Here is a 24,268-nt window from a genome sequence, read left to right as displayed (position 1 = left end):
ATGCACCAACTCAGCAATTCACCAACCATAAGAAATGATCCGAATCGGCACCCGCGGCTCCCGCCTGGCCCTCTGGCAGGCCCATTTCGTACAGGCGGAACTCCGCAAGCACGGCATCGAGAGCGAACTGGAAGTCATCAAGACCCAGGGCGACCGCGTACAGCACCTCGGCTTCGACAAGCTGGAGGGTAAGGGCTTCTTCACCAAGGAGATCGAGGACGCGCTGCTGGAGGGCCGCGTCGACTGTGCCGTGCATAGCCTCAAGGATTTGCCCACCAATCAGCCGGAAGGGCTGGTGCTGGCCGCGCTTAGCTACCGGGCTTCGGTGGAGGACGTGGTGCTCATTCACAAGGACCGGGTGGTGAAGGGACAGCCCCTCTGGCTCGGGGAAGGGGCCACCATCGGTACCAGCAGCAACCGGCGCAAGGCCGTACTGCGCGACCTGCACCCCGGCCTGGTGCCGGTCGATATCCGCGGCAACGTGCCCACCCGTATGAAGAAGGCGCTAAGCGGTGAACTGGACGCCGTGGTGCTGGCCGCCGCCGGGCTCGAGCGACTGGAGCTTGACCTGAGTGAGCTGGAAGTCATTCGGCCCAGTCCGCGGGAATTCGTGCCCGCCCCCGGGCAGGGCGTCATGGCCGTGCAGACCCGCGAGGACGATATCGAGATGCGCAAGAAACTATCCCTGCTGCACCACCCGGTGGTCGGGGAGTGCACCAACGTGGAGCGCACCGTCCTCAACCTGATGGAGGGAGGCTGTTCCATGCCCCTGGGCGTATACTGCGAGAAGGACCAGCTGGGCAACTACCACGTCTGGGCGGCCTACGCTCCCGATGCCGCTGCCCCCCTGCGACGGGTGCAGGTGAGCCGCTCCACGCGGGCGGGCCTGCCGGAGGAGGTCGTGTCACAGCTGCTCAACGGGACATCCGACTAACGGCAGCCTCCTGCAGCTGTAGCCGCCGACCGCTGCCCAGCGGTACCGTGAGCCCCGCCCCCGTACCGGTGTCGGGACCGCTAACGGGCCCCAGGTGCAGGCTCAGGTCGTCACTGATATCGAAATTTTGCAGGTGGGCGTCGGTAAAGGCCTCCACCGCCTGCAGTACGTAGCCGGCGATCACGAAGATGTAGGCGGTCTGCCGGTTGCGGTTCACGCTGTTGCGGGCCCGGATCAGGGCCTCGGTGGGCACGGCGGCCAGTGAAGGCTCGTTGGGGGTAGGGGTGCAGGCCGCGTTGGGAATGATAATGATGCGGCCGTTGCCGAGGCAGCGCTCCTCCAGGGCCGTGACGTAGCGGGAGAAGAGCGTCTGGTTGTAGTCGGCCACCGCTACGATGCCGAGGAGGCCGCCGTAGACCAGGGGTACCTTCCACCAGGCCCGATTGTACACCTGCCCGCCGCCGGGAATGATGGACCAGAGCAGGGCCTGCTTGGGCTCGCGGTTGATCTCCCGGAGGGTACGAATCTCGTCGCCCCCCGGCAGGGTATCGCGGACGGGTTCGGTCTGCGCGGCCGCGGGTGCCAGGGCAGCGAGCAGGAGGAAGGCCAGCAGGCAGGAGCGGATTAAGGAAGTAGAAGACATACGGGCAAGTGATGCCGGACGTGCGGGATTGGTTGCCTGCCGGCTACTCCACGGCCTTGTAAAACTGGTCCAGCTGCTCCTTGCTTTCGAAGCGCAGGGTGATAGTGCCCGAGCGGCCCTCCCGGTTGTCGACCTTGACCTTTACTTTTTTGGTGCCGAAGAACTCGGCGAAGGCCTGCTCCACGCGACGGGCCTCGTCGTTGGAGGGCGGAGCGCCTTTAGTCACCTTGTTCTTATTCTTGTACACGCGGCTTTCGCGCTCGATGTCGCGTACCGACCAGTTGGGGTGGGAGAGGATATCGTCGAGGAAGGTCTCCTGCTGGCCGATGTCCTTAATACCGGAGAAGGTCTTGGCCGCGCCGATGCTAATCTTGCGGTCCTTGATGGCCTGCCGCACCCGGTTGGAGGTACTCAGGATCGTGAGGTAGTTGGTTATCGTGGAGCGTTTCTTGCCTACCCGGGCGGCGAGTTGCTCCTGGGTGAGGTCGAACTCCTCCTGCAGGCGGAGGTAGGAGTAGGCCACTTCCATGGGGTTGAGGTCTTCCCGCTGGATGTTCTCGATGAGGGCCATTTCCAGCAGCGTCTGGTCGTTGGCCGTGCGGATAAAGGCGGGTACCTCCCGCAGTCCGGCCAGCTGGCTGGCGCGGTAGCGGCGCTCGCCGCTGATGATCTGGTAGGTACCGTCGCCCATATGGCGAACGGTCATCGGCTGGATGATGCCGTGCACGCGAATGCTGTCGGCCAGTTCCTTAAGCGCCTCCTTTTCAAACTCCTGTCGGGGCTGATCCGGGTTGGCCGAAATCTTGTCGACGGGCAACATCGCGAAGTTGCGGCTGAGCGTCTTGATGGTTTCCTCCTCGCTGGCCCGGTCGAGCCGCTGGCCGGGGAACAGGGCACTTAGTCCGTTTTTCAGGTCGCTGCTGCTGGGTTTTCCTCGCTTCAGTTTTTTGGCCATAGGGCAGGGTCGGGTTTGCCCGCAAAGATAGCAAACCCGCGCCGCCCCCCGCACCCGCGCCCCGCCGCCCGGTAACGGCCCGGATTTTCTGAAATGACAGAAGTGAGTGAAATAAGGGCCTGCGGCCGCAATCGGATCTAACGGCCCCCCAGGGGCGCTTAAAAACGAACTTGACCGTCAGAAAAACAGTTAAAAATAGGCGGATTTCTCCGTCCCTACTTAACTCCACCACGCGCCGATGAAGATTGCATTCCTGGGAAATTATCCGCCGAAAGCCTGTGGCATAGGCACCTTTACGAACAGCCTGGCCCGCGCCATCCTGAGTAACCTCAAGGCTACCGCCATCGAGGAGTACGCGGAGATCATTGCCATGGAGGATCCCAGCGACAATCACGATTACCCGGTCGAGGTCACCCGCCGGATCCGGCCTCAGGTAGCCAAAGACTACCGGGATACGGCGGATTACCTGAACGATAACGACTTTGACCTGCTGGTGCTCCAGCACGAATACGGCATTTTCGGCGGCGACGACGGAGCCTACGTGATGCACCTGCTGGACAAACTGCGCATCCCCCTGATCGTAACGTTCCATACGGTACTTAAGGAGCCCAGTTTCGGACAGCGCAACGTACTCACCCGCATTGCCGACCGCGCGCAGGCCGTGGTGGTCATGACGCAGTTGGCCTCCCGCCTGCTCCAGGAAGTCTTCAGCGTATCCTCCGAAAAGATCCAGGTGATCGAGCACGGGGTTCCGGTGATTCAGTCCGACGACCGCGACGTCCTGCGCGAACGCCTCGGCTGGACCGATCGGCGCGTCCTTTTCACCTTTGGTCTGCTGGGACGTGGCAAGGGCATCGAAACCTCCATCCGCGCCCTTCCGGCGATCGTCAAAGAATATCCCAATACGCTCTACGTGGTACTGGGCAAGACCCACCCGCACGTCGTGCGCGACAACGGTGAAGAGTACCGCAATTACCTCCAGGATCTCGCGCGGGAGCTCGGAGTGGGCGATAACCTGCAGATGATCAGCCGCTTCGCTTCCGAGCAGGAACTGTTCGACTGCTTGCGGGCCACCGACATCTACGTCGTACCCTATCCCAACGAAGCCCAGATCACCAGCGGTACCCTGGCCTACGCCGTAGGTGCCGGCGCGGGCATCGTAAGTACGCCCTTCTGGCACGCCAGTGAGCTGCTGCAGGAGGGTAGGGGACGGCTGTTTCCCTTCCACGACAGTCCTGCCCTGTCGCGTACTATCCTCGAGTTGTTCGGCGACGACGCCGCCCTGCGCGATATGCGACAGCGGGCCGCCGCCTACGGGCAGTCGCTGCTCTGGCCGCGCATCGGCAAGGAATACCTCCAGGTATTCGGCCGCGCCCGGGTATCCTACAAGAGCTACCGCAGTTCCGGCGTGCCGGTCACCGACCTGCCGGAACTCAAGCTGGACCACCTCTACCGCCTGACCGACGATTGCGGTATTCTGCAGCACGCTAAGTACGCCGTCCCGGCCCGCAGGGAAGGCTACTGTCTCGACGACAACGGGCGTGCCCTGCTGCTGGTCGGTATGCTGCTACAACGTGGCATGGGCGACCGGGATCGCCTGCTCGCGCTCTCCGATACCTATCTCAGTTACATCTATCACGCCCAGAAGGAAAGCGGTACGTTCCGCAACTTCATGTCCTACGAGCGTAGGTTCCTCGAGGACCAGGGCTCCGAAGACAGCTACGGCCGCGCCCTGTGGGGCGTCAGCTACTGCCTGGCGCATCCGCCGCGGCCCGACCAGCGGCCGCTGCTGGAAGAAATTTTCATCCGCGCCATCGGCCACCTCGACGAGATGCGCAGCCCGCGTACGGTGGCCTACGGGGTCCTGTCCCTGACCTACTACCTGGACCACAAGCCCTCGGACGAGGCAATGCTCAACCTGCTGGACCGCCTCTGTAACCGCCTGCTGGACCACTACGGCGACAGCCGCCGGGAAGGGTGGGACTGGTTCGAGAACTACCTCACCTACTGTAACGGTATCCTGCCGCTGGCGATGTTCCGCGCCCTGCGCCACATCAGCAAGGAAGCCATCCGGCAGGCCGCCGTGGACTCCACCAACTTCCTGGCCTCACAGACCATCATCGACGGTATCCTCTGTCCGATCGGCTGTGAGCAACCCTTCCTCCGGGAACAGGAGCGGCCCCACTACGACCAGCAGCCCATCGACGTGATGTGCAAGGTGCTGCTCTTCAGCGAAGCCTGCCGCCACCAGGGACTGCAGCCGCACTGTGACAACCTCTACGTGACCTTCGGCTGGTTTACGGGCCAGAACGAAGTGAAGGCTACCATGTATAACCCAGAAACCGGGGGATGCTACGATGGACTGATGTCGGGCGGTGCCAACCATAATCAGGGCGCCGAAAGCCTGCTGGCCTACCTCATCAGCCGCGTGGAAGTCGAAAACTTTTGCCGCGACCGGCCCGCGGGAAGGTGCGAAGGGGACGAGGAAGAAGATTCCGAATCGGCCCTACGCCGGTTGCTGAATGGTTTTGCCATGCCCGAGGTGCGCTCCGGCATATCGAGTGACGCGCCGACCGAATCCGTGACGGAGTAGTGCGGGTCGCCATGCTTGCCCCCATCGCCTGGGCTACGCCGCCCGCGGCGTACGGCCCGTGGGAGCAGGTTACCAGCCACCTGACCGAAGGGCTCGTTGCCCGGGGCATCGATGTCACCCTCTTCTCCACCGGCACGAGCCGCACCGCGGGCACTCATGTGGCTACGGTCGCGGCGGGCTACGCCGAACGGGAGGGACAGGATCCCAAGGTGCTCGAATACCTGCACATCAGTCAGGTGATGGGGGCCGCGGGGGACTTCGATCTCGTACACAACCAGTTCGATTTTATGCCGCTCGGTTTCAGTCAGCTGATCGCCCCGCCGATGGTGACCACCGTACATGGCTTCAGCAGCGAGCGCATACTCCCGGTTTACGAAAGATTCAACGCCGACAATCACTACGTCTCCATCAGCGACGCGAACCGCAGCGAACGCCTGAAGTACGTCGCAACCGTCTATAACGGGGTGGATCGTAAGCAATTCACCTTCCGCGAGGTCGCCGGGGATTACCTGCTCTACTTCGGCCGTATTCATCCGGAGAAGGGAGCGGCCGAGGCCATCGCCATCGCCCGGCGGGCACGGCGCCCCCTGTGGATAGCCGGCCTGGTACAGGACCGTGCGTATTACGAGGAGCAGGTGGCTCCCCACGTCGACGGAGAGAACGTGCGCTACCTAGGCAACGTAGGTCCCGCGCAACGCGACCGCCTCCTGGGCGGCGCGGCGGCCCTGCTGCACCCCATCAGCTTCGCCGAACCGTTCGGGCTGAGCGTAGCCGAGAGCATGATGACCGGCACACCGGTCATCGCCTTTGCGCTGGGATCAATGCCGGAACTGATCGACCACGGGCGCACGGGCTTTCTGGTGGACACCGTCGAGGAGGCGGCCGACAGCGTGGCCGACCTGAGCCGCATCGACCGCTTCCTGACGGCCGAGATCGCCCGCGACCGGTTCAGCGTGGAGCGCATGGTCGCCAGCTATATCGAAGTCTACCGCAAGGTACTGGCCGGCGTGGCCTGATCAGTCCGCCAGCAGGGCCTCCAGCAGGGTATCGAGGCGCACCGTCGCGAAGCGGGCCGCCTCGTCGCTGATGCCGTACGGAATGAATACTTCCCCGTTGTGAATGATGCTGCCGCAGCTATAGACCACGTTGGGAACGTACCCTTCGCGCTCGTCGTCCATCGGGCTGATGAGCGGTTCGCGCAACTGACCGATCACCTTGGTAGGGTCATCGAGGTCGAGGAGCATGGCCCCGAGGCAGTACCGGCGCATCGGACCTACGCCGTGGGTAATTACGAGCCAGCCCTTGTCGGTTTCCAGAGGGGCTCCGCAGTTACCGATCTGGTACAGCTGCCAGGGGTACTTGGGCTCCGACAATTTGATGGCGTCGTCCCAGACCTGCAGCCGGTCACTCTTGATGATGTAGTTGTTGATGCCGTCGATGCGGCAGAGCACGTAGTAGGAACCGTTGATCTTGCGGGGGAAGATCGCGTGGTTCTTGTTCACGGCCGCGTCGCCGTAAACGGGCCGGATCGTGAAGCTGTAGAAGTCCTGGGTCTCGATGATCATCGGCCGGATCTGCTTACCGTTGTAGGCCGTATAGGTGCCGTAGTAGACGGTAGACCCGTCTTCGTGGACGAACTGCAGGAAGCGAGCGTCCTCCATACCCTTCATCTCAAAGTCGATCATCGGGTAGAGTACCCGTTCGCTGATGTCGGTATCCAGGCTGAAGTGCAGCTCGTAGTACCGGTCGGCTACGGTCATGAGGTGGTTCAGCTGGTCGCGTTCCTCGCTGTCGGTAGGGTACCCGTTCCACAGGCTCCAGTACCGCTCGTATAGCTCGCGGTGGTTGAAGTTCTCCGGCAGGTCTCCCACGAGGCGCTCGTACATCGCTTCGTCGACGTCGTCGCGCTGGTGGGCGAGCTCGTTGAAGTTTTCCTTGGTGTACTGGGAGTAGTAGATGCGCTCGGCCAATCCTACGAAGGGGTTGGTAGGCTCGGCGAGGGGGTCGTTGTTCTGATCAAGAATGATGTTGCGGAATACCACCGAGCTGGTGTGCCCTTCGCCCACGGCACGCATGCTCATGACGATGCGCATCTGTCCCCGCTGCAGACCGGTCTGGTCGAGGGCCGGCACTACGGAGGGGTTAAAGAACGCCGCTGACTCAATGCTGTATTCGTGGGTGAAGTAGGCACCGATGAGGGCCTGCTTTTCCTCGCTGAGCATCATCACCTTTTCCCGTTGTTCCGGGACCCGTTCGAGGGCCGCGTTGAGGTGGCGCCGGTAAATGCCGATGGTGTTGCGGTGGCGGCGGGCGAAGTCGCGCAGGGTGCGCATCAGCGTGTCGTGCGTTTCTTGGTCGTCGAGGTCGATGACCCGGTCGATCAACTGGTACGCGCGGTCTTTGCCGGCCCAGAAGAAGCGACCGATCACGCGGCTTGAATCGCCATACATGCGCAATGGTTTGCGCTCAACGGGTAATTGCATAAAGGTAGGTGGTGCTTAATAGGTCGCGAAACTAACGAAATGAAACTGAGAGCCACCCGGGAGGGGGCCGTGAGCCACTAACGCGGCGGGCCCGGCTGTAGTATCTCCGGCCCGGGGGGGGGAAAGCGGGGTCAGACCGCCGGGTTGGGGTACCGTTCGTGTACGGCCTCCAGGTCGGCGAGGACGGCTTCCGATAGGTGAACGTCGATGCTGTCGAGGTTATCCTGCAGCTGATCCAGGGTGGTGGCCCCGATGATGTTGCTCTGGGTGAAGGGGCGGTCGGTCACGAAGGCCAGGGCCATCTGGGCCATATTCAGGCCGTGCTTTTGGGCCACCGCCGCGTAGGCCTCCGTGGCCGCGAGGCTGTTCGCACCGTTGTACCGGGTGTAGTGGGTAAACTGGTTGAGCCGGCTACCAACGTCGGCCGTTCCGTTCAGGTACTTGCCGCTCAGGCGACCCATGGCCAGCGGGGAGTAGTGGAAGCCGGCCACGGACTCCCGGAGACAAATTTCTGCCAGACCGTTCTCGAATCCCCGCGCCAGCAGACTGTAGGGATTCTGTATGCTTACCGGGGCCGGGAGGTCGTACCGCTCCGCCGTACGCAGGGCGTGCATGAGCCCCCAGGGAGTCTCGTTGCTCATGCCCCAGTGGCGGATGAGGCCTTCCGACTGCAGGTCGCGCAGGCCTTCCAGCATCTCCTGGAAGTTATCCTCCCAGGCGTCGAGTTCCTGCACGCCCCGCACCCCGAAGAAGTTGGCCCGCCGTTCGGGCCAGTGCAGCTGGTAGAGGTCGAGGTGGTCGGTCTGCAGGCGGTCCAGGCTCTTGCCGATGGCCTCCCGCAGTTGCTTCTTCCCGTACCCCAGGTCCGGGCGGATGTGCTCGGCCATCTGGTTGGGCCCCGCGATCTTGCTCGCCAGGTAATACTGCGATCGGTTGTTGCGGGCCCGTATCCAGGTGCCGATGATGCGCTCCGTACTGCCCTGGGTCTCGGGCCGGGGCGGCACAGAATACATTTCCGCCGTATCGATCAGGTTGATGCCCCGCTCGAGCGCGTAATCGAGCTGCCGGTGGCCGTCGGCCTCGGTATTCTGCTGCCCGAAGGTCATGGTGCCGAGGGCGATGCGGGACACCTGCCAGTCGGTGGTGCCGAAGGGGCCGTACCGCATGGCGGCGTTGTGGTTCTTGACGTTCATAGTGCCGTAAAGCGGCGGGTACGCACAAAGTTTCACCCCCGGCCGGTGTAGTTACTCGTCGGCGGAGCGCGGGTGCGGAGCGAAGCGGTACAGGTAGGGGGCCTTGTGCGCCGCCCCCGTAAGGAGCTTTTCACAGCGCTCGAGCAGTCCGGACGCCAGCATCTTGCGCTGAAAGCTGCTGCGGTGCTGCGGCTCCCCCAATATGGCTTCGTAAACGCACTGAAGATCCTTCATGGTGAAGAGGGGGGGCAGCAAATTCGTCTCCATCAGGTTCCTACCCAGGTTTTCGCGAAGGGTCCGGAGTGCCTCCCGCACGATGTGCTCGTGGTCGAACAGCAGCGGCGGCAGTTCTCCGACCGCGTACCAGTTGACCGAATCCGACAGTGCGTCCGGCTGCAGGGTAACCTTCTTATAGTCGATCAGTGCATAGTAGGCTACCGTAACGAAGCGCCCGAGCAGCCAGCTATTGGCCACTGGATCAATATCGTTGGCGACCATAATCGCCTCCATGGCCGCCGCGTCAAAACGGTCAGTGGCCCCGAAGGTGTGGAATTGCCTCAAGAAGATATTGTCCAGCGCGGTGCGCTCCTTGAGCCCGCGCTTGACCGCCGTGTCGAGGTGCTCGTCGCGCCGCACGAACCCTCCCGGCAGGGCAAACCACCCGGTTTTGTGGTATTCCATGATCAGGATCCGCAGGCTGTCCCCGGAAAATCCAAATACGACCGAGTCGTAGGCCAGGTGGGGGAGGTAGATTGCCGAGGACGGAAGGTGCATAAGGGTAAAGATTCGTCTATGACGCCAAGGTATTGCGCGGAATTGAAATAGTCTGTATCATTGTCGCACGGTGAGACAATAGTATGTGCTTACCCCCCCGATGTTATGAAGCAAGCCATCCTCCTTTCAGTACTTCTTTCTGTTCTCATGCCCTACGCCTCCGCCCAGGACTCCAACTTCGCCTTCGGGCACCAGGTGACTACTACCTCGGGTACCGTGGAGGGCATGTACGATGTACGCGACGGCGTGCAATCCTACCTGGGTATCCCCTTTGCTGCGCCACCGGTGGGAGACCTGCGCTGGCGGGCCCCGCGGTCCCCGGAACCGTGGGAGGGGGTGCGGATGGCTAAAAACTTTGGCCCCCGCGCGGTACAGCCCGCCGTATTCGGCGACATGGACTTCCGCTCGGACGGGATGAGTGAAGACTGCCTCTACCTCAATGTGTGGTCGCCCGCCACAAGCAACACTGCCGGCCTGCCGGTCCTGGTCTACTTTTACGGGGGCGGCTTTGTGGCTGGCGACGGTTCCGAACCGCGCTACGACGGCCGCAGCATGGCCCGGGAGGGCATCGTGGCGGTGACCGTAAACTACCGCCTCAACATTTTCGGCTTCTTCGCCCACCCGGAACTGAGCGCAGAGGCGGAGTACGGCGGCTCAGGTAATTACGGCCTCCTGGACCAGCAGATGGCCCTCCAGTGGGTCCGTGACAATATCGCCGCCTTCGGTGGTGATCCCAGCCGGGTAACGATCGCCGGCGAATCTGCGGGCTCCGTTTCCGTGAGCGCCCAAATGGCCAGCCCCCTGTCGCGCGACCTGATCGCCGGAGCCATCGGGGAAAGCGGAGCGAGTATTGCACCCACCCTTGCTCCGGTCCCCCTGGCGGAGGCGGAGCAGGTAGGCCGGGAGTTCGCCTCCGCCGCCGGGTTCACTTCCCTGCAGGAACTCCGCGAGCTTAGCACCCGCGATGTCTATCAGCTCTACGTCGATTCGCGGCGCTTCGGCTTCCCCCTGGTGGTCGATGGCCACTTCCTGCCCGCGACCCTGCCGGAGATCTTCGCCGCCGGGCAGCAGGCGCAGGTACCCCTGCTGGTGGGCTGGAACTCCGCCGAGATTCCCGGCGGGGCATTGATGCAGGGCCAGCCCTATACCTCCGGCGATTTCGCCGCGGCGGTCACCCGCGCCTTCCCGGAGGCCGGGGGGGAACTGCTGGCCGTCATGCCCGCCGGTACGGAGCAGGAGATCGAGCTGTCGGCTACCAACCTGGCCTCCGACCGCTTCATCGTGTACAGTACCTGGAAGTGGTTTGACCTGCAGCGAAAGAATGGCAAGGCACCGGTGTATCGCTACCTCTTTACCCGCATCCGGCCCGAGTTGCGCGACCAGAACCGCATAGCCGCCCTCGCCGGGGGCACCGTGGAACGCTCGGCCGATGCACCCCCGCCGCCCCGCCCGGTCGGTGCTCCGCACGCCAGTGAGATAGAATACTGCCTCGGCAACCTCCCCCTCGTCGACGACTACGCCTGGACGGCGGAGGACTACCAGGTGTCCAAGACCATGAAAGCCTACTTCGCCAACTTCATCAAGACCGGCGACCCCAACGGAAAGGACCTACCGCAGTGGCCCGCCACGGAGGCGGGCGATCCAACTCCGCCTGTCATGCACATCGACGTAACCAGTGGCAGTAAGGCCGCCGACAACGACGCACGCTTCCCCATTCTGGACCGCGTCTACTCGGCCGACTGATCCGGGCCGGGACTTAACTCTTCTAAATCAGTAGTCATGCAGAATCTTAAATACTTTCTCCTGTTCTCAGGACTGTTCTTCCACGCAGCCCTCCACGCTCAGTTGGAAACAGGAATGGACGTAGCCGTAACCGATACCGAAGCCGGCAAGGTCCGCGGGTATGTGTCCGACGGTATATATACGTACAAGGGCATCCCCTACGGACAGGCCGGTCGCTTCGAGACGGCCACCAAGCCCGAACCCTGGGAGGGCGTGCGCAGCTCCATGACCTGGGGGCCGGTTTCCCCGCTGATGAATGAGACGACCGTCGTCCAGGACGAGTCCGAATTCGTATTCGACCACAGTTGGGGCTACCCGAACGAAGACTGCCTGGTCCTGAACGTATGGACGCCGGAGATCAACGACGGCAAAAAGCGCCCGGTACTCTTCTGGATCCACGGCGGCGGCTTCGCGGCCGGCTCCTCCCAGGAACTGCCCAGCTACTACGGGGAAAACCTGTCCCGCAAGGGCGACGTGGTCGTCGTCTCCATCAACCACCGCCTCAATATTCTCGGTTTTCTCGACCTGAGCGCCTACGGTGAGCAGTACGCTACCTCCGCCAACAACAGCATCGTCGATATGCAGCTGGCCCTGGAGTGGGTACGCGACAACATCGAAAACTTTGGCGGTGATCCCGACAACGTCATGATCTTCGGACAGTCCGGTGGCGGGGCCAAGGTCAATACTCTCATGGCCATGCCCGCGGCCCAGGGGCTGTTCCACAAGGCCGTCAACCAGAGCGGTGCGTTCCGCTCCGCTTCGCCTACCAAAGAAATGACTCGGGCCATCGGGGCCGCCACGGTAGCCGAACTGGGGCTCGACGCCTCCAGTATCGACGACATTCAGAACGTTCCCTACGACACCCTGGTAGCCGCCGGTCAGCGTGCCCTGAAAAAAGCCTCCGACAAAATGCGCGCCGAAGGCCAGGACATTCCCGCCTTCGGACTCAGCTGGGGACCCAGCGTCGACGGCAAGGTGCTTCCGTACCAATTTATGTCCGACGAGGCACTCGCCCTCTCCAAGGACGTGCCCCTGCTCATCGGTACGGTCAAGAACGAGTTCATGCCCTCCCTGCGTAGTGGCCTGAGCGACGCCAGCGAGGAAGAGATCGACACCTACCTCAATAACCAGTACGGCCAGAAAGCCGAGGCTTTCCTCGATGCCGTCCGCGAGGCCTATCCCGACGATACCCGGCCCAGTGACCGCATCGACGTAGACATGATGTTCCGCCCCGGTGCCGTACACCAGGCCAACCTGAAGTCGGCGGTTTCCGGCGGGGCGCCGGTGTACATGTACCTCTTTACCTGGCAGTCGCCCGTACTGGATGGAAAGTATAAGGCCCTGCACTGCATGGAGATCCCCTTCGTCTTTGACAATATCCAGCGTGCCAACCAGATGACCGGGGGTGGGGTCGATGCCCAGGCGCTGGCCGACCGGGTCAGCCAGGCATGGATCAATTTCGCCCGCACGGGCAATCCTAACGCAGAAGGCCTGCCCACCTGGCCACCGTATACCCGGGAGAACGGTAACACGATGATGCTTGACGTTAAGAGCGAAATCCGTCAGCATCCCGACCGGGCCCTACTCGAGTTTACCTCCTCCGCGGCCAGATAGTGTTTTCCCGATTTTTGAATGAATTCCATTCTGCGTCCCCGGCCCCTCGGCCGGGGACTTTTTTTGCGGGGAAGCGCAGGTGCGGAGCCCGCTAGTAATCCCTGACGGGGGCGGGCTTTAACGCCGTGGTAACGGTTGGAAGGAGTGATGACGGGTAGCTTTACGCAAATCCCGGCTATGAAGGCTCTTTTCCTCGTTTCCCTGTTTGGTGTATCCCTGTCGCTGACGTCCTGCCTCGCGGCGCTGGCCGTTCACAACGTGACGGCCCCCGATACCGGCATGGCTGCTTTTTCCGTGCCGGCCGGCGCTACGGTCAAGGTGGTGACCGCCGATTTCGATCAATCGCTCCAGTCCTTTGTCGAGCAGGCGCTGGCCGGTTGCGGGCTCACGGTAGTGGCCTCCGGTGAACTGACCGGGACCGTCGCGGCCGCCCGACTCCCGTACGGCCAGGGAGACACGACCGGTTACCGCCTCGGAACGGAGCCGGTGGTACGCCAACTTTACGACGAACCTTCCAGCGATCTCCTGCTGCGGTATGCCAGCACGGGAGAGGCATTGGCGCTAAACTCCTTTTCTGCCTCGCTGATCGACCCGGCTACCGGTCGGGTGCTGACCACCTTTGCGCGGAGCTACGCGCTGCCCCGGGCCCCCGAGCGGGTGATGACCGAATTCGCGGAGGCATTTCGGGCCGCTGTGGAGTAGCGGGAAGGGGTGGGGGAGAGACTTCCGGGTTTCTTCAGGGGATGACCTACTACGGTGCGTGGGATACGCTGGACAGGTAGGTGTTCGGGTACGGTCTGTCGTCGGGGCACGAACAGCAGTCTGCGCTTCGGGCGGCCCGTCACGCGTTGCCCATGCTCCGTCGGTGTACCATATCATGAAGGCTGTGTACCGCCCGAAACCGGATTTCGGGGAAAATCATCCCGAAACGGAGCAAATTTCGGTCAATTGCGTAGACGAAATCTAAATAAGGGATACCCATTGACCTAAGTTTGTCCAAGAATTGTCACCAAAGTATCTTTGCCCGACCAGCGGAAAGGCCCTTGATGGGGCCGACCCGCAATCCCTTAAATGTCAACCGTATAATGACATATTTAACCAAAACCTTCTCGTCGCTTCTGCTGCTCTGCGTCTTCCTGCTACTCGCGGGCGGATTGTCGGCCCAGGCGGATCAATCTGCTGCCCCCACCGCCGCTTCGGTCGCTGACGGCGATCCCGTTGCTACGGCCGCGGCCGATTCCGCCGCCACTCCGGCCGCCGCTGCCGCGCCGGTTGCCGCCGGCCAGGGCGACCCCGCCCTCGGTGCCGCCCTGTGGAAAGCCAACATCTGTGGATCGTGCCACGCGGCCAGCATGAAGGACAACATGACCGGTCCCGCCCTCGGCGGCGTACAGGAACGCTGGGCCGGTGAGCCCCGCGAGCACCTCTACCGCTGGGTGCAGAACTCACAGAAGCTGATCGGATCGGGCGAAAGTGCCCGCGCCCTTGCCGTATGGTCGCAGTGGAAGCCGACGAAGATGTCGAACTACACGAACCTGAGCGACAGCGACGTAGAAAACCTCCTGGCCTACATCAACGGCGTGTACACCGGTAGTTACAACCCCGCCGGCGTCACGAACGGCCCCGCCGTCGTCAGTACGGAAGAAGAAACCGACAACACTTGGCTGTTCGTCGTTCTTGGTGGTGCGCTCATTCTACTGTCGCTGATCCTGGCCCGCGTGACCAGTAACCTGCAGTACATGGTCGAGACCTCCGAAGGATCGGCCCCCGCCACGCGGCGTACCCTGGCGCAGATCCTGACCAGCCGCGGCATGATCGCCTTCGTGATCTTCGCTTTCGTCGTCTTCGGCGGTTACACCACCGTCAACCACGCCATCGACTTGGGCCGGCAGCAGGACTACCAGCCCGAGCAGCCCATCAAGTTCAGCCACGAGACGCACGCCGGCATCCACAAGATTGAATGCCAGTACTGCCACGACGGTGCCCGGCGCTCCAAGCACTCGGTAATCCCGGCCGTCAATACCTGTATGAACTGTCACCGGGCCATCAACTACGGTAGCCAGTACGGAACCGCCGAGATCACCAAGATCTTCGCTTCGGTAGGTTGGGACCCCACCGAGGGTGCCTACATCTCGAACTACGACAAGATGACCAACGATCAGGCCCGCCGGATCTACAGCAAGTGGATTGCCGACAAGTACATCAGCGAAGGCGGCGACATCGACGAGGTAGAAAACGTGGTCGAGGAGCAGTGGGACGGTATCTACGCCGCCCTGACCAACGAATACACCGACGACGATCGCGTTCCCGGCCCCATCGAGTGGAACCGCATCCATAACCTGCCCGACCATGCTTACTTCAACCATGCTCAGCACGTGACGGTCGGCAAACTCAAGTGCCAGAACTGCCACGGGCCCGTAGAGGAGATGGAGGTCGTGTACCAGTACAGCCCCCTAAGCATGGGCTGGTGTATCAACTGCCACCGCGAAACGCAGGTACAGTTCAACGACAACCCGTACTACGATTCATACAAACTCTACCACGAGGAGCTCGACGAGGGCACCCGCGACGGAGTCACCGTAGAGGACGTCGGAGGCCTGAACTGTCAGCGCTGCCACTACTAAGAATATCTTTCCAAAATCGCCGCCCCCGGCGGCATCCCGGTGTGCGGGAAGCCCTCCCCACCCAAAGCAAAGTTGCATGAAGAAGCAAGTCAACAACGTCTGGATAGGAACCGACCAGTTAGCGGATACCCCCGAATACCGGGCGGCCACCGACGGCGAAGTCGCCCAGCAGCAGCAGCTTGAGAACCCCCGTCTGGAAGCCAGCCGGCGCGATTTCCTCAAGTACCTCGGCTTCGGCATGACGGCCGCTACCATCGCGAGCTGTGATATTCCGGTCCGTAAAGCCATCCCCTACGTCTCCAAGCCCGATACTATCGTGCCCGGCGTAGCCACCTATTTCGCTTCCACCTTCGTACAGGGCGGCGACTACGTTCCCGTGCTGGTGAAGACCCGCGAGGGACGTCCCATCAAGATCGAGGGCAACTCCATGAGCCCCATCACCGAGGGGGGTACCAGCGCCCGCGCGCAGGCCAGCGTCCTCTCCATGTACGACACAAGCCGCTTTGACGGACCCTACCGCCTCCGCGGCGGACAGGTCGAGCGCGCCCGCAAGTACGCCGACAACACCAGCTGGGAAGAATTCGACGCCGAGATCGGCGACCGGCTCCGCGACGCCCGCGAAATCCGTATCGTTTCCCATACCATCCTAAGCCCTTCGCTGAAGGCCTCCATCCGCGACTTCAAGAACCGGATGCCCGGCAACACCGTGCTCGTCCAGTACGATCCGGTGTCCTCTTCGGCGCTCCTCGATGCCCACGATTCCGCCTTCGGCGTCCGTGCAGTGCCCCACTACCGCTTCGATAACGCCAACGTTATCGTCGGTTTCAACTGTGACTTCCTCGGTACCTGGATCTCGCCCGTTGAGTACGCCCGGCAGTACGCCACCGGCCGCCGCGCCAATACGGGCCGCATGTCGCGCCACATCCAGGTCGAGAGCCACATGAGCCTCACCGGCTCCAACGCTGACAACCGGATCATGGTCAAGCCCAGCCAGCAGGGTCAGGCGCTGCTCGCCCTCTACCAGGCGGTAACCGGCAGCGGCGGCGGTTCCACGAACCTCGACGCGGCCGTTACGGCCAAGATTCGCGCCGTGGCCCGGGAGCTTCAGCAGTCCAACGGTGCCGGTCTCGTAGTCTCCGGTAGCAACAACCTCTACGAGCAGCAGCTCTGTATAGCGATCAACCGCGCGATCGGCAGCTACGGCAGCACCATCGAAACCAACCGCTGGAGTTACCAGCGGCAGGGTAGCGACCAGGACCTCGCCCGCTTCGTGGACGAGCTGGAGGCCGGCCAGGTCGACGCCGTCATTGTCTTCGACGGTGCCAACCCCGCCTACGATAACCCCTTCGCCGCCCGCTTCACCGAAGTGATGCGCCGCAACGACCCGAACTGGAACCAGGTAGGCAACGGCACCGCGCTCGACGCCGACGAGGTCGGCGACCGCAGCGAACAGGCCGACGTCAACGACGAGAATGACCCCGGACTGGATCCCAGCGTAGTGGACGGCGACCCGATCCGGGCCGGCTTCCGCCGCATCCTCGCGATCTCCATGGGCAGCGTGGCCAACGACACCACTCCCTACTGCGAATACGTCACCCCCACGAACCACTACCTGGAGAGCTGGGGCGACGCCGAGGCTATCCAGGGGGTCTACTCCCTGATCCAGCCCGCTATCGTGCCGATTTTTGCCAGCGTCAACCGGTTCGGTACGCGGCAGGAGGCCGAAAGCCTGCTGATCTGGTCCGGTGAGAACCAGCGATACGACGCCGCCGCCGACCAGCCGTACATGCAGTACGTAATGAATAACTGGCGGGAAACCGCTTTCCCCAACCAGACGCGGTTCGCCTCCTTCCAGGCCTTCTGGGACAGTGCCCTCCACGACGGTGTTTTTAACAGCAACGCTACGGGTGGTATCCAGGACCTCGGCCTCGGCTACGGCGGAACCACCGCTCCCGCGGCCGCGCCTGCGGAGACGATGGAAGAGGACGGCTCCCCGCAGCAGCCCCCCGCCACCGGTACGGCCATTACGGCGCGTTCGGTAGATGACTTTGACGCATCGGATGCCGCACGGCGCATCGGCAGCGAAGCCGGCGGCGAAAACGAGATCACCTTTTTTGAAACGGTCAACATCGGCAACGGCACCTACGCCGGTAACCCCTGGCTGCAGGAGCTGCCCGACCCCGTTACCCGTACGGTCTGGGGCAACTACCTGACCATCCCCGTAACTTGGGTGGAGGGTAACCGCTACACCGCTTTCAAGGGGCTGAACGAAGAGGAATACAAAGGAAAGGCCGACATCGTCGAGCTTACGGTAGGCGACGCTGCCGATAACCCCGCGACCATTACGGCCGTGCGTCAGTTCGGTCAACTGCCCGGAACCCTAGGACTCGCCATCGGTTACGGCCGCAGCATGGTGGGTGACCCCGGTCGTGAAATCGGACAGGGAGTCGGTGTCAACGTATACCCCTGGCTGACCGTAGACGGCGATGGCTACATCCAGTACTACGCCACCAGCGCCACGGTGTCCGACCGCGTCGCCACCGAGCACGAGTTCGCCAGCGTGCAGTACCACCATACGATGGGCCTTACGACCCAGAACGAGAACGGTACGGTCTACTACAACAAGCTGACCAGCGACCGGGAAACCATCGCCGGGGAGCTCACCGAGGAACAGCGCGAGTACCTGGAGCCCTTCCACGTCGACGAAGCTACCGTAATGGAGATCGGCGAGGGTATGCAGGGCGGCCTGACGGATCGCTCGATCATCTTCCAGGGAACGATGGAAGACCTGCCCGCCCTCCGGGAGGAGATCGCCGAGCGCCGCGCCGAAGCTCAGCACCTGAACGAGCAGACGCTGTACCCCTACGAGGAGTACGCCAAGGACATCTACAGCCAGGGTCACTGGTGGGCGATGCACGTGGACCTCAACGCTTGTATCGGCTGTGCCGCCTGTGAAGTAGCCTGTGTGGCGGAGAATAACGTCCCCATCGTCGGTAAGTATGAAGTCTGGCGCCACCACGAAATGAAGTGGCTGCGCATCGACCGCTACTTTTACGGCGACGTGGAAAACCCCCGCGCCGTTTACCAGCCTATGATGTGCCAGCACTGCGACAACGCACCCTGCGAGAACGTATGTCCGGTAAACGCTACCCAGCACAGCGACGAGGGGGCCAACCAGATGATCTACAACCGGTGTATCGGTACCCGCTACTGCGCCAATAACTGTCCCTACAAGGTGCGGCGCTTCAACTGGCTCGACTTCACTACGGCCGACCTCTTCAGCAGCAACGAGCCCGAGGTCGCCGACGAGGAACTGCCCTTCGGTGCCGACAACCTCACCCGTATGGTGCTGAACCCCGACGTGACCGTCCGCAGCCGCGGCGTCATCGAGAAGTGTAGCTTCTGTGCCCAGCGCCTGCAGGCCGGTAAGCTGACCGCCAAGATCGAGAAGCGCGCGCTGCGCGACTCCGATGTACGCACGGCCTGCCAGACCGCCTGTCCCACCGGCGCGATCACCTTCGGTGACCGCAACCACACCAACGGAGACGTACGGCAGAAGCTGGACAACCCGCTGAACTACCTCGTCCTCGAGGAAACGAACACCCAGTCCTCGGTCTTTTACGCCGCCCGCGTGCATAACCCGGTCCCCGAGCTCGAAGCCTGATACGAACGAAGCACGCCGGCCCCGGTCAACGGACTGACGGTCAGCTTCTTCGATTTAAATTAAGAACCCGCAACAACAACTGAACCGATTTGCTTTAGCTGCCGGGGCTTCCGGACCAACAGCCCGTAAATCGAAAATTGCACATCCCTATGAGTGGACATATAGCACCGGTTCGCCAGCCGCTGATCACGGGTCACAAGACCTACCATCAGATCACGGAGGACATCTGCCGGCCAACGGAGACGGCGCCTTCGCTGTCGTGGGTGGTCACCTTCATCATCTCGGTCATATGTCTGGGGCTGTTCGCCTTCAGCGTGGCCTGGACGATCTGGATCGGTATCGGCTCCTGGAACCTGAACCGAACCATCAACTGGGGTTGGGACATTACCAACTTCGTGTGGTGGGTCGGTATCGGTCACGCCGGAACGCTGATCTCCGCGATCCTCCTCCTTTTCCGCCAGAAGTGGCGGACGGGCGTAAACCGGGCCGCGGAAGCCATGACGATCTTCGCCGTCATGTGCGCCGGTCAGTTCCCGCTCATTCACATGGGCCGCCTGTGGCTGGCGATCTTCATCTTCCCGTACCCCAATACCCGGGGTCCATTGTGGGTGAACTTCAACAGCCCGCTGCTCTGGGACGTATTCGCGATCTCGACCTACTTCACGGTATCGCTGCTGTTCTGGTACGCCGGTCTGGTTCCTGACCTCGCTACGGTCCGCGACCGCGCCGTGGGCCTGCGCAAGAAGATCTACAGCGTCGTTAGCTTCGGCTGGAACGGTTCGGCCAAGCACTGGCAGCGGTGGGAGAGCCTCTCCCTCATTCTGGCCGGTCTGGCTACGCCCCTGGTACTTTCGGTACACACCATCGTATCCTTTGACTTTGCTACCTCGGTCATTCCGGGCTGGCATACCACGATCTTCCCTCCCTACTTCGTGGCGGGAGCTATCTTCTCGGGCTTCGCGATGGTACTTACCCTGATGCTGATCGCCCGTAAGGTGCTGCACCTGGAGGACTACATCACCATTGAACACATCGAGTCGATGAACAAGGTGATCCTGCTGACCGGCTCCATCGTCGGCGTGGCGTACCTCACCGAGCTCTTTATCGCATGGTACTCCGGCTACATTTACGAGCAGTTCGCCTTCCTCAACCGCGTCCTCGGTCCCTACTACTGGAGCTACATCGGCATGATGCTGTGTAACGTGGTATCGCCCCAGATTTTCTGGAGCCGCCGCCTGCGCACCAGCCTCTTCTGGACCTTCTTCATGTCGATCTTCATCAACATCGGTATGTGGTTCGAGCGCTTCGTCATCATCGCCACCACCCTGGCGCGGGACTACCTGCCCTCCAGCTGGAGCTACTACGTGCCTACCTGGGTAGAGATCTGCATCTTCATCGGTACGATCGGTCTCTTCTTCACGCTCTTCCTCATCTTCACCCGGGTCGCTCCGGTGGTCGCCATCGCGGAAATCAAGAGTATCCTGAAGACGGCCGGCGACCAGTACATCGGTCCCAATGCGCTGGCACACGCCCATGCCGGTACCCCCCACACGCCCCATCCCGTCAAGGGAGGCACCGCCCCGGCCCACGGCAAGACCACCCGTCCGGAGGTCAACGACATCCCGGCCGGCGGAACGGTCGATATCGACGGAGAAGACGACAAACCCCTAGACTAAGCCGCTTAACGCGAATTATACCATGGCAACAATCAGAATAGAACGAGACGGCGGGGACGCGGGTGCAGTGAAGCCCAACCAGGACTTCGTATCCGCCGGCCAGCGCGATATCCTCTTCGGACTTTACGACGACGAGGTGAAACTCCTGGATGCCGTAAAGGCGGCCAACGCTGACCACCTGGACATCGACGACGTATACACGCCCTTCCCGGTCCACGGCCTGGATCCCCTGCTGGGACTTGAGGAAAGCCGCCTGCACATCGCCGGCTTCGTATTCGGTACGATCGGCTGTCTCTTTGGCTTCGGTTTCATGACGTGGGTCTTCACCCGCGACTGGCCGATCATCTTCGGCGGTAAGCCGTACTGGTCGGTACCGGCCTTCATTCCGATCACCTTCGAGCTCACCGTCCTCTTTTCGGCGGTAGGTATGGTGACGGTGTTCTACATCATCAACGGCCTGGGCCCCGGCGCCGAGCCGCGTCGCCTGCACGACCGCATTACCGACGACAAGTTCTGTATTGCCTTCGACGTCACCGAACGCAGCCGTTCGGAAGTGGACCAGCTGCGCGAATACTTCAGCCGTACCGGCGTGGAGACCGTGCACCAAAAAACGGTAGCGGCCTAATCGGGCGCTACCACTAAACCCTTCAGCATGAAATTGCATAACCTGATCCTGACGCTCGGCCTTGCGGTGGTCCTTACCGCCTGCAGCGACGCCGAGGGCGAGTTCACCGGCAGCGAGTACATGCCCGATATGGCACACTCGGTGGCTATGGAGGCGAACACGTACAACTACTACTACTACAATACCTGGAATGACCGGTCTACCGTCAAACTCGGAGAGTTGGCCTACCCCAAGTACACCGTAGAGGGCACCGTACCCCGCGGATACGCCGGCAGCTACACGCCCGGCATGCAGCCGCCCACCAACCTCGACGAGGCCGAAAGCATGCGTGGCAGCATCGTCGACGGAGACCATATGAACGCCATTGCCATCCCCACCAACGGCCACGTCCCGTACTACTACGACGACACGCCGGAAGGACGGGAAGCCGCCCTGGCCGACAACTCCACCAACCCCTTCCCCATCACGGAAGCGGGACTCGCCACCGGCGCCAACCTGTACGGCATCTTCTGCGCCATCTGCCACGGCGAGGCCGGTGACGGACTGGGCTACATCTACGATACCGACAAGAACCCCCAGGCGAAATATCCCGCAGCACCCGCGAGCTTCCTGCGCCCGGAATTCCTCGAAGCCTCCAACGGCCGGTACTACCACGCCATCATGTATGGCTACAACGTCATGGGGGCCTACGCCGATAAGATGAACTACGAGGAGCGCTGGCAGGTGATCCACTTCATCCGTACGCTACAGGCCAAGGAGACGGGCACCGAGTACAGCCCGACGGTCAATACCTTCAATCCCGCGGTAGGTACGCCCTCCGGTGAGATCGATCCACTGGCCCAGCAAGCTCCGGCCGCCGAAGATGGCGAACTGATGACCGACGCCGGGGGGGGTACGACCAGCCCCACGCTCCGCAAGAAATAAAGCAACTTCCCATTGGCGGCGCTCAGGCTCCGCAAAACCGAATACTCCCCATGGAGAACTTTGTATTCTCTTCCCGCGCCAAGACCACTAACCTAGCCCTCATGGGCGTGGGCCTGGTGTGCTTGATCATCAGCTACTTCGTGGACGGCGGCGAAGGCCACCACATGCGGTTCTGGACCAATTTCCTCCACAACACCGTGTTCTTCCTGGGCATCGGGGCTATCGCCGGTTTTGCGCTGGCCGCCTTTACGACCGCCTATGCCGGCTGGTTCGTCCAGTTCAAGCGCGTGTGGGAAAGCTTCTCTTCCTTTCTGCTGCCGGGACTCTTCCTGATGGGCGTGATCATCGTAGGTCTCTGGCTGCACAGTCACCACCTGTACCACTGGAACGACGAGGCCGCTGTGATGGAGGACGCGATCCTGACCCACAAATCTTCTTTCCTCAATAAGTACTGGTACACCTTCGGAACCATCGGATTTGTAGGACTGTGGTACTTCCTGCTCGGCAAGATCCGCAACCTGAGCCTGGCCGAAGACGCCGACGATAAGGACAGTACCTTCAGCTACTTCCGCAAGTACAAGGTATACGCCGCGATCTTCCTTCCGATCTTCGGCTTCACCAGTGCCGCCCTGATCTGGCAGTGGATCATGTCGATCGACAGCCACTGGTACTCCACGATGTTCGCCTGGTATGCTTCCGCTTCGCTGTTTGTAGCCATGACTGCCCTGACGATCATGCTGCTTATCTACCTGAAGAGCCGTGGCTACTACCCGGGGGTCAACGCCGAGCACTTCCACGACCTGGGCAAGTACCTCTTCGCGATCTCGATCTTCTGGACGTACCTCTGGTTCAGCCAGTTCATGCTCATCTGGTACGCCAACGTAGGGGAGGAGACGATCTACTTCCGGGAGCGGATGGACAATTATCCCGTCCTGTTCTGGGCCAACCTAGGCATCAACTTCGTACTGCCCTTCCTCATCCTGATGCGGAACGACACCAAGCGCAAGATGGGTACCCTTTTCTTTGCCTCGGCCCTGGTCTTCTTCGGCCACTGGCTCGACTTTTTCAACATGATCAAGCCCGGTGCCCGCCTGACGCTGATCGAAATGGAAGCCCACGAGGGCGGCCACGGCGTGGGTGAGGCCCATGGTGAGGATACGGCGGTGATGGGACACGATCAGCACGCCGAAGGCCACGACGGCGACGAGACCGCCGCCCTTGCGGCGGGGGAGGTTGTCAGCGAGGGGGACAACCTGGAGCAGACCGCAGGTACCGATGACTCGTTTGACAACGACAACGTCCACTTCGATGCCTCGGAGACGGACAGCGGTATTCCGGTAGCGAACGAATTCCGCGGCGGTACCCCCGAGACCCGGAGCACCGGAACGCAGGCCCTGGCCACCGCGGCCGACCGCACGGATGCTGATGTCTTCGAACCCAACAAGTTTATCCAGGAGGAGAACGTCGAAGAAACCGAAATGCAGGGTCACCTTGAAGTAGCCGGTGGGCACAGCGAAGCACTGCATACGCTGGGCTATAAATCGGGCTTCACCCTTCCCGGCTTGCTGGAAATCGGTATCTTCCTAGGGTTCCTGGGTGGCTTCCTCTACTTCGTCCTCTCTCAGTTGGCGCGTTACCGCCTGGTACCCAAGCACGACCCCTACCTGGAGGAAAGTATCCACCACCACACCTAGGCACTTGTCTAGACTCAGTCTAAACAGTGTGTTCGGGCGTAACCAAGAATCTTACCACTCGTTAACTTTACAGCTGCTGCCGGAAACGCC

General features: G+C 61.9%; 17 protein-coding genes. 12 read left to right on the top strand and 5 right to left on the bottom strand.

Features of this window, described 5'->3' with window-relative positions:
• Window positions 1-34 precede the first annotated feature (34 nt).
• Window positions 35-934 (top strand): hydroxymethylbilane synthase, encoded by a 900-nt coding sequence (gene hemC / locus DQG19_RS03015; protein ID WP_116124725.1) that lies wholly within the window; start codon window positions 35-37, stop codon window positions 932-934.
• Here the strand turns inward: hemC and DQG19_RS03010 are convergent.
• Entirely contained in the window at window positions 915-1,577 is a 663-nt protein-coding gene (locus DQG19_RS03010; RefSeq protein ID WP_116124724.1) for a DUF5683 domain-containing protein, read from the bottom strand. The two genes, hemC and DQG19_RS03010, sit on opposite strands and share 20 nt — an antisense overlap.
• A gap of 43 nt (window positions 1,578-1,620) precedes the next feature.
• On the bottom strand, window positions 1,621-2,532 hold the full coding sequence (locus tag DQG19_RS03005) for a ParB/RepB/Spo0J family partition protein (protein ID WP_116124723.1): 912 nt from the start codon (window positions 2,530-2,532) through the stop codon (window positions 1,621-1,623).
• 238 nt (window positions 2,533-2,770) lie between these two features.
• Between DQG19_RS03005 and DQG19_RS03000 the strand changes: the two genes are divergently transcribed.
• Together DQG19_RS03000 and DQG19_RS02995 are read left to right on the top strand one after the other, a co-directional pair.
• Window positions 2,771-5,125, top strand: coding sequence for a glycosyltransferase family 4 protein (locus DQG19_RS03000; protein WP_116124722.1), 2,355 nt, complete (start codon window positions 2,771-2,773; stop codon window positions 5,123-5,125).
• Window positions 5,126-5,136: 11 nt separating this feature from the next.
• On the top strand, window positions 5,137-6,141 hold the full coding sequence (locus DQG19_RS02995) for a glycosyltransferase family 4 protein (RefSeq protein WP_198661637.1): 1,005 nt from the start codon (window positions 5,137-5,139) through the stop codon (window positions 6,139-6,141).
• On the opposite strand, the gene DQG19_RS02990 is transcribed toward DQG19_RS02995, so the two are convergent.
• The 3 genes from DQG19_RS02990 to DQG19_RS02980 all read right to left on the bottom strand — a co-directional run bounded on the left by DQG19_RS02990 (window position 6,142) and on the right by DQG19_RS02980 (window position 9,575).
• The gene (locus DQG19_RS02990; RefSeq protein WP_198661636.1) at window positions 6,142-7,575 is read right to left on the bottom strand and encodes a glycoside hydrolase family 130 protein; all 1,434 of its coding nucleotides are present in this window, start codon (window positions 7,573-7,575) and stop codon (window positions 6,142-6,144) included.
• 164 nt (window positions 7,576-7,739) lie between these two features.
• Window positions 7,740-8,801 (bottom strand): aldo/keto reductase, encoded by a 1,062-nt coding sequence (locus tag DQG19_RS02985; protein ID WP_232826429.1) that lies wholly within the window; start codon window positions 8,799-8,801, stop codon window positions 7,740-7,742.
• Between the two features lie 51 nt (window positions 8,802-8,852).
• Window positions 8,853-9,575 carry an NUDIX hydrolase gene (locus tag DQG19_RS02980; RefSeq protein WP_116124719.1) on the bottom strand — a complete coding sequence of 241 codons (723 nt, stop codon included), beginning with the start codon at window positions 9,573-9,575 and terminating at the stop codon, window positions 8,853-8,855.
• A gap of 105 nt (window positions 9,576-9,680) precedes the next feature.
• On the opposite strand from DQG19_RS02980, the gene DQG19_RS02975 reads away from it, so the two are divergent.
• The 9 genes from DQG19_RS02975 (at window position 9,681) to DQG19_RS02930 (ending at window position 24,178) form a co-directional block, all read left to right on the top strand.
• A complete protein-coding gene (locus DQG19_RS02975) occupies window positions 9,681-11,318 on the top strand; it encodes a carboxylesterase/lipase family protein (protein ID WP_116124718.1) in 1,638 nt (545 codons plus the stop codon).
• A gap of 36 nt (window positions 11,319-11,354) precedes the next feature.
• A complete protein-coding gene (locus DQG19_RS02970; protein ID WP_116124717.1) occupies window positions 11,355-12,971 on the top strand; it encodes a carboxylesterase/lipase family protein in 1,617 nt (538 codons plus the stop codon).
• 177 nt (window positions 12,972-13,148) lie between these two features.
• The gene (locus tag DQG19_RS02965) at window positions 13,149-13,673 is read left to right on the top strand and encodes a hypothetical protein (RefSeq protein ID WP_116124716.1); all 525 of its coding nucleotides are present in this window, start codon (window positions 13,149-13,151) and stop codon (window positions 13,671-13,673) included.
• A gap of 383 nt (window positions 13,674-14,056) precedes the next feature.
• Window positions 14,057-15,595: a c-type cytochrome gene (locus DQG19_RS02960; RefSeq protein ID WP_116125180.1), complete on the top strand. Its 1,539-nt coding sequence runs from the start codon at window positions 14,057-14,059 to the stop codon at window positions 15,593-15,595.
• A gap of 76 nt (window positions 15,596-15,671) precedes the next feature.
• Window positions 15,672-19,259, top strand: a complete 3,588-nt coding sequence (locus DQG19_RS21280) for a TAT-variant-translocated molybdopterin oxidoreductase (protein WP_232826428.1) — start codon at window positions 15,672-15,674, stop codon at window positions 19,257-19,259.
• Window positions 19,260-19,408: 149 nt separating this feature from the next.
• The gene (gene nrfD, locus DQG19_RS02945; protein ID WP_116124715.1) at window positions 19,409-20,935 is read left to right on the top strand and encodes an NrfD/PsrC family molybdoenzyme membrane anchor subunit; all 1,527 of its coding nucleotides are present in this window, start codon (window positions 19,409-19,411) and stop codon (window positions 20,933-20,935) included.
• A 22-nt stretch (window positions 20,936-20,957) separates the two neighbouring features.
• Window positions 20,958-21,560: a DUF3341 domain-containing protein gene (locus DQG19_RS02940; RefSeq protein ID WP_116124714.1), complete on the top strand. Its 603-nt coding sequence runs from the start codon at window positions 20,958-20,960 to the stop codon at window positions 21,558-21,560.
• A gap of 27 nt (window positions 21,561-21,587) precedes the next feature.
• The gene (locus DQG19_RS02935) at window positions 21,588-22,484 is read left to right on the top strand and encodes a c-type cytochrome (protein ID WP_116124713.1); all 897 of its coding nucleotides are present in this window, start codon (window positions 21,588-21,590) and stop codon (window positions 22,482-22,484) included.
• 50 nt (window positions 22,485-22,534) lie between these two features.
• Complete coding sequence (locus DQG19_RS02930; RefSeq protein ID WP_198661635.1) at window positions 22,535-24,178, top strand: hypothetical protein; 1,644 nt, start codon at window positions 22,535-22,537, stop codon at window positions 24,176-24,178.
• Window positions 24,179-24,268: the final 90 nt, after the last annotated feature.

Source organism: Lewinella sp. IMCC34183 (genome assembly GCF_003390915.1).
Taxonomy (GTDB): domain Bacteria; phylum Bacteroidota; class Bacteroidia; order Chitinophagales; family Saprospiraceae; genus Neolewinella.
The sequence above is the reverse complement of the archived record's forward strand: the minus strand, read 5'-3'. Positions and strand labels throughout refer to the sequence as shown.

Excerpts from the sequence above, each read along its gene's own strand:
- DQG19_RS02985 (WP_232826429.1), bottom strand. The coding sequence starts at position 8,801 with ATGAACGTCAAGAACCACAACGCCGCCATGCGGTACGGCCCCTTCGGC.
- DQG19_RS03010 (WP_116124724.1), bottom strand. The coding sequence starts at position 1,577 with ATGTCTTCTACTTCCTTAATCCGCTCCTGCCTGCTGGCCTTCCTCCTG.
- DQG19_RS02970 (WP_116124717.1), top strand. The coding sequence starts at position 11,355 with ATGCAGAATCTTAAATACTTTCTCCTGTTCTCAGGACTGTTCTTCCAC.
- DQG19_RS02930 (WP_198661635.1), top strand. The coding sequence starts at position 22,535 with ATGGAGAACTTTGTATTCTCTTCCCGCGCCAAGACCACTAACCTAGCC.
- nrfD (WP_116124715.1), top strand. The coding sequence starts at position 19,409 with ATGAGTGGACATATAGCACCGGTTCGCCAGCCGCTGATCACGGGTCAC.
- DQG19_RS02975 (WP_116124718.1), top strand. The coding sequence starts at position 9,681 with ATGAAGCAAGCCATCCTCCTTTCAGTACTTCTTTCTGTTCTCATGCCC.
- DQG19_RS02960 (WP_116125180.1), top strand. The coding sequence starts at position 14,057 with ATGACATATTTAACCAAAACCTTCTCGTCGCTTCTGCTGCTCTGCGTC.
- DQG19_RS03000 (WP_116124722.1), top strand. The coding sequence starts at position 2,771 with ATGAAGATTGCATTCCTGGGAAATTATCCGCCGAAAGCCTGTGGCATA.
- hemC (WP_116124725.1), top strand. The coding sequence starts at position 35 with ATGATCCGAATCGGCACCCGCGGCTCCCGCCTGGCCCTCTGGCAGGCC.
- DQG19_RS03005 (WP_116124723.1), bottom strand. The coding sequence starts at position 2,532 with ATGGCCAAAAAACTGAAGCGAGGAAAACCCAGCAGCAGCGACCTGAAA.
- DQG19_RS02980 (WP_116124719.1), bottom strand. The coding sequence starts at position 9,575 with ATGCACCTTCCGTCCTCGGCAATCTACCTCCCCCACCTGGCCTACGAC.
- DQG19_RS02935 (WP_116124713.1), top strand. The coding sequence starts at position 21,588 with ATGAAATTGCATAACCTGATCCTGACGCTCGGCCTTGCGGTGGTCCTT.
- DQG19_RS02940 (WP_116124714.1), top strand. The coding sequence starts at position 20,958 with ATGGCAACAATCAGAATAGAACGAGACGGCGGGGACGCGGGTGCAGTG.
- DQG19_RS02990 (WP_198661636.1), bottom strand. The coding sequence starts at position 7,575 with ATGTATGGCGATTCAAGCCGCGTGATCGGTCGCTTCTTCTGGGCCGGC.
- DQG19_RS02965 (WP_116124716.1), top strand. The coding sequence starts at position 13,149 with ATGAAGGCTCTTTTCCTCGTTTCCCTGTTTGGTGTATCCCTGTCGCTG.
- DQG19_RS21280 (WP_232826428.1), top strand. The coding sequence starts at position 15,672 with ATGAAGAAGCAAGTCAACAACGTCTGGATAGGAACCGACCAGTTAGCG.
- DQG19_RS02995 (WP_198661637.1), top strand. The coding sequence starts at position 5,137 with ATGCTTGCCCCCATCGCCTGGGCTACGCCGCCCGCGGCGTACGGCCCG.